This is a genomic window from Porphyromonas levii (assembly GCF_018206105.1).
Taxonomy (GTDB): domain Bacteria; phylum Bacteroidota; class Bacteroidia; order Bacteroidales; family Porphyromonadaceae; genus Porphyromonas_A; species Porphyromonas_A levii.
In genome coordinates this window covers 1-3,669 of the sequence record NZ_JADRGN010000071.1, presented here as the reverse complement: position 1 = coordinate 3,669, position 3,669 = coordinate 1, and the positions used below count along the sequence as shown (strand labels likewise).

5 protein-coding genes are annotated in these 3,669 nt (G+C 44.5%); 2 read left to right on the top strand and 3 right to left on the bottom strand.

The genetic code is table 11. The annotated features are described in order from the left end of the window. The first annotated feature begins 6 nt into the window (after positions 1–6). Together IX315_RS09450 and IX315_RS09445 are read left to right on the top strand one after the other, a co-directional pair. The gene (locus IX315_RS09450; RefSeq protein ID WP_211637478.1) at positions 7–666 is read left to right on the top strand and encodes a GDSL-type esterase/lipase family protein; all 660 of its coding nucleotides are present in this window, start codon (positions 7–9) and stop codon (positions 664–666) included. Between the two features lie 102 nt (positions 667–768). Continuing rightward, positions 769–1,164, top strand: coding sequence for a hypothetical protein (locus IX315_RS09445; RefSeq protein WP_134849559.1), 396 nt, complete (start codon positions 769–771; stop codon positions 1,162–1,164). A gap of 66 nt (positions 1,165–1,230) precedes the next feature. Here the strand turns inward: IX315_RS09445 and IX315_RS09440 are convergent, their stop codons facing one another. The 3 genes from IX315_RS09440 to rpsU form a co-directional block, all read right to left on the bottom strand. Next, a complete protein-coding gene (locus IX315_RS09440; RefSeq protein ID WP_018359179.1) occupies positions 1,231–1,827 on the bottom strand; it encodes an aminotransferase class IV in 597 nt (198 codons plus the stop codon). Then, complete coding sequence (locus IX315_RS09435) at positions 1,827–2,825, bottom strand: aminodeoxychorismate synthase component I (protein WP_026215777.1); 999 nt, start codon at positions 2,823–2,825, stop codon at positions 1,827–1,829. The genes IX315_RS09440 and IX315_RS09435 overlap by 1 nt, the downstream gene beginning before the upstream one ends. Before the next feature lie 146 nt (positions 2,826–2,971). Next, the gene (gene rpsU, locus IX315_RS09430; protein WP_018359177.1) at positions 2,972–3,163 is read right to left on the bottom strand and encodes a 30S ribosomal protein S21; all 192 of its coding nucleotides are present in this window, start codon (positions 3,161–3,163) and stop codon (positions 2,972–2,974) included. Positions 3,164–3,669: the final 506 nt, after the last annotated feature.

Genomic DNA, 3,669 nt, shown 5'->3' with positions numbered 1-3,669 from the left:
TTAGGTATGAAGAAGGTTTTGTTGGGGGTAGTGGCATTGCTACTTTTCGCTACTTGTCAGGCGCAAGAGGCGAAGTATTCAACGTATTATTATCAGAGAGCCACGCTATTTGAGGGGCTCCCTACCGATAGTATCGATATCATCTTTCTTGGGAATAGCATTACGGATGGTGGAGAGTGGATGGAGCTATTAAGGGATAGCCGCTGTAAAAATCGCGGTATCAGTGGCGATACAACAGAGGGAGTATACGATAGGTTAGATGTCATTATCAAGGGGCAACCAGCAAAACTCTTTTTACTGATTGGTATCAATGACCTAGGTCGGGGAAAGACTACCGATGAGGTATTCAATGGTATTGTACGGATTGTTGAGCACCTTCAGGCTCAGAGCCCTCGCACGCAGATTTACTTGCAGAGCATACTACCTGTAAATGATGCGGCTGGGAAGTTCGCTGGACATACGCGCCGGTGGTCCGAAATAAAGCCACTTAACTGCCGCCTATCGGTAATGGCGAGAGAGAAAGGTATAACTTTTATAGACCTTTACCACTATTTGGTATCCCCTGATGAGGAGAAACTGGATATGCAGTTCTCCAACGATGGATTGCATCTAATGGGCTCTGGATACGCCAAGTGGGCGGAGGTAATCCAGCCTTATATAGATTAAGTAAGAAAGTTTAGCCTTTTTTGAGAGGTTAATTGGGGAATTCTTACTACCTTGCTTGCGTTAACAGATCAGTGTTCAACTATTTAATTGAGAATTGAAATTATGAAACAGTTAAGACTAATGGCAGCATCTCTTTTATTGGTGCTAATGGCAGTAGGACTATCTTCGTGTAACCAGAATAAGCCTGAGGATGCGCTCCTCTTTACGGGTAAGTATACCGGACTTGTTACTTTCTCTAAGTTAGGAGATGGGGCGTTGCCTATCGTGGATAAGGATGTGGAGATAACCGTCATCAAAATAGGTGACAACTATTCCTTTAGGTTCTCCAACAAGGGTATTCCTGCTATTACAGGCGTGAAGATGAAGAAGGGAGACAATACCCTCGTTACTCTAGAGGATGATAAGGGTGGTCTTATCAAGATTACTGGCGACGAACTTCATATCGCTTATAAAAATGCTAATGGTTCCTGGTTGGTGCCTAGTGCAAAGCGTAAGTAATTACGTCTGAAGAATAAAGAACAAGTAAGGGTGACTCATACCATATGGGTCACCCTTACTTGTTGGTCAAAGGATTGCCGAAGTCGGAAATATCAGTTCCCCTGGGTCTACCATTGCATTGATCAGGTGTATCCTGTCGTAGGTAGACAGCTCTTCAGCGCCAAGATGAACTGCCTGAATGGATTTCTCCGTGAGGAGCTTGTGCCTCTTTGTCCCCTGTAATAGCGGCGTGTCGGAGGTATCCAATAGGCCATTACGCTCTACGATGATATTGGTAAATGAGGTGTCGGTAACCTTGCCATCGAGTACGAATATAGGCTCTATCCCTTGTGGAAGAGCGGCTTTATACTGGTCAAATCTGGTTCGATCTGCCCACTTCTTGGCGTAGAAGTTCTCTTGAATATCGATAAGCTGAAATCCAGTAATCTGCGGTAATTGGTATGGAATAAGCCGTATTCCCTCAATCCCGTCTCCAGAATACGTGACGGATGCACGCCATTTCCCATGAGTAGCACCAAGTCTTTTAGCCTCTCTGTAGACAGCTTCAATTACCGAAAGAAGGGAGTATTCCTCTCCCAGTGACCATTCTACCCTTGCCTTATGGAATGGAAGGTTTAGTAGCTCCCCATCGAGTAGGCAAAGGGTCTCTAGTAGTCGCTCCATTACTTTTGCCTTAGTGGGAGATAAATCTTCTCGATTACTTCTTTGTACTCTTGTTCCAATTTACTATTGATCGTAACCCCACCACCCGAGTGGTAGTACTTTTGCTGCTTCTCATCCTCACAGATGAAGCGAATAAGTACTGACGAGTCTAGGCTCTTGCCATCATAATATCCGAAAATACCGCAGTAGTAACCACGTGGTGTATCGCTCTCTGCCGAAGCTATAAGTTTGCGGGTGCTCTCGCGTGGCGCACCGAGAATAGAGCCTGCTGGGAGCATGCCACCGATGATTGTGCCAATGTTAGCGCTCCAGTCTTGAGAGAGATTCCCTTTGATTTCAGAACTTACTTGGTATATCGTCTTCTCTTGTGTCTCTATCTCAGTGAAGTACCTAAATCTACTTACCTCCACCTCGTCAGCTACCCGAGATAGATCACTACGGAGCAAATCCACTACAGAGCAGTGCTCCGAGGTCTCTTTGTAGTCATTAAGGATTACATTAGGAGCACCTGGGATATCGCTTGGGATGGTTCCTTTCATCGGGTCGGTAGAGATGATACCATCCTTATCAATCTTCACAAAACGCTCAGGAGAGAAACAGACAAAGTGAGCTTCGGGAAGGAATAGTCTGTATTTGGCATTGGTGCTGAGAAGTATTTCTTTAAGACTAAGGGGTACTTCAATAGGGGTAGCGACAGTAAGATTGGCAAGGATAGAGCGCCCGTCTCGCATTCCCTCCTGTATGGTTTCAAAGCACTTAGCGTATTCTTCTAGTGGCTGAGGTCTCTTTATTAGTGGTATATCGTGGTCGTACTGGAGGTGATCTTCAGGATTGATGTTCGTAACCTCTCCAATAGCAAAGAGGACATCACTCTGCTGGAGAGGGTTCGGAATAAATACACCTTCGCTCTGCTCGTAGTCCAAAACGAATAAAAAAGGGTTACCCTCGCTGCCAGCTTGGTTCATCTGGTCAATAATTTTCTGGTACTTTTCTCTCATACGGTATGAAGACTAGTAAATAAAAAAAAGGATGACCTACTATTTCTAGTAATGTCATCCTCTATAACTATAACAACACCTCCTTGGTGAAAATGATTTTATCTTCCGTTTCTGACTTAGCCATATTTGCTCGTAACTGAGCAGGCTTAGTCTTCCATCTGACGTAGCTGCTGCACGTAGCGAGCCTTCTCCATCTTGCGGCGCTTCAGGGCAGAGGGCTTCTGGAACTCACGACGGGTGCGTAGCTGACGCATAGTACCAGTGCGGTCGAATTTCCTCTTAAACCTCTTGAGTGCTCTCTCGATGTTCTCGCCTTGCTTGATTTCTACAATAATCATAAACTCCTGAAATGTTGTATTATATGTTTAACTTAACTATGCATCTACTTATCGATGCGGTGGCAAATTTACGAAGAATATTCTAGGTGACCAAACCTTTTCCTATTAGCTTCTTAATACTGTGGACAGAGCTTGTCGCTTGAGTAACAGTTGTTCCGTTGTATACTGCTCCTCTTCTCTCGGTATATTACGCACAGTCCCTCCCGGGAGAGACTTTTCCCGCTCTCTAGAGTACAATCAATGAGAGTAGGGAAGACCTAGAGGGTAGATCCCTATATAATACCTATCCACTAATCTACTCTGTACTGTGCCATATTATCCTCATCTGGGTGGTTTTCGTACTACAGTCGAGAATAATTCTACCTGTGGATTGAGACTATATTAGAGCTTGCTGAATTAGGGGATGTGGTTTTTTTGAAGAATTGAGACGCATGCAGGATATTGGCGAACCATTTGTAATTTTGGAGAAAAAAAACGAAGGAAATAGGAGCGACAAAATAATGCGG

Excerpts from the sequence above, each read along its gene's own strand:
- IX315_RS09450 (WP_211637478.1), top strand. The coding sequence starts at position 7 with ATGAAGAAGGTTTTGTTGGGGGTAGTGGCATTGCTACTTTTCGCTACT.
- IX315_RS09445 (WP_134849559.1), top strand. The coding sequence starts at position 769 with ATGAAACAGTTAAGACTAATGGCAGCATCTCTTTTATTGGTGCTAATG.
- IX315_RS09440 (WP_018359179.1), bottom strand. The coding sequence starts at position 1,827 with ATGGAGCGACTACTAGAGACCCTTTGCCTACTCGATGGGGAGCTACTA.
- IX315_RS09435 (WP_026215777.1), bottom strand. The coding sequence starts at position 2,825 with ATGAGAGAAAAGTACCAGAAAATTATTGACCAGATGAACCAAGCTGGC.
- rpsU (WP_018359177.1), bottom strand. The coding sequence starts at position 3,163 with ATGATTATTGTAGAAATCAAGCAAGGCGAGAACATCGAGAGAGCACTC.